Origin of the sequence: Oceanobacter antarcticus (genome assembly GCF_044962685.1) — a bacterium.
GTDB classification, from domain to species: domain Bacteria; phylum Pseudomonadota; class Gammaproteobacteria; order Pseudomonadales; family Oceanobacteraceae; genus Oceanobacter; species Oceanobacter antarcticus.
The window spans coordinates 1-284 of the sequence record NZ_JBBKTX010000099.1; the positions used below are offsets into that span (position 1 = coordinate 1).

At 46.8% G+C, this 284-nt stretch carries 1 protein-coding gene; it reads right to left on the reverse strand.

Features of this window, described 5'->3' with window-relative positions:
* On the reverse strand, positions 1–217 hold a 217-nt coding region (locus WG929_RS21095; RefSeq protein WP_416207636.1), incomplete at its 3' end, for a carbonic anhydrase family protein.
* Between the last annotated feature and the right edge of the window lie 67 nt (positions 218–284).

Here is a 284-nt window from a genome sequence, read left to right on the forward strand (position 1 = left end):
CGTGTGTGTAGTTGGTCAAGGTGAAGCTTCCCAGAGAGGAGTCGTACTCTGTTGTTTTAGCCATGATGTCTATAGGGGATTGTTTCTGGCCGGACGCGCAAATACCTTTCCAATTCTTGGGTCCATCTGATGCACCAACATTGTAACTCCATTCTGCGCCGAGTGTAACGGAAATTACAGCCGCAGTTGCAAATGCGACAAGCAAAAATTTAGCCATGTGTATCTTAATCACGTTTTGAGTTTTCCTGGGTTGGAGCTCTTGGAACTCGAGGTGGTGTGGTTAG